Annotated in this window: 1 protein-coding gene; it reads left to right on the top strand. The window is 75.0% G+C overall.

The window, feature by feature from the left end; all coding sequences use genetic code 11:
* Nucleotides 1–96 precede the first annotated feature (96 nt).
* Nucleotides 97–288 (top strand): hypothetical protein (locus tag C7C45_RS33220; RefSeq protein WP_208641534.1); only part of this gene is annotated, 192 nt, incomplete at its 3' end.

The raw sequence follows: 288 nt of genomic DNA, 5'->3' as shown, positions 1-288 counted from the left end.
ACCCGCCTTCGGCGCGCCGGGCCCCGCGAGGGGAGGGCCCGGCGCGCCCCAGGACCGGTCCGGCGCGATGTCAGTGCTGGTGGAGAGGATATGGGCATGAAGGACGCAGCCGTTCCGGCCTCTCCCGACGCCTATGCCGATGCCGTCGCCACCGCCGTGCAGGCGGCCGCGGCCTACTACGCCGACGGCAGCACCCCGCTCGGTGACGACGAGTACGACGCCCTGGTGCGCGCCATCGAGGCGTACGAGGGCGCCCACCCGGAGCAGGTGCTGCCCGACTCGCCGACC

The sequence above is a fragment of the Micromonospora arborensis genome (assembly GCF_003205615.1).
In the GTDB taxonomy this organism is placed as follows: domain Bacteria; phylum Actinomycetota; class Actinomycetes; order Mycobacteriales; family Micromonosporaceae; genus Micromonospora; species Micromonospora arborensis.
Note: the sequence above shows the minus strand (reverse complement) of the source record. Positions and strands in the feature narration are given on the sequence as shown.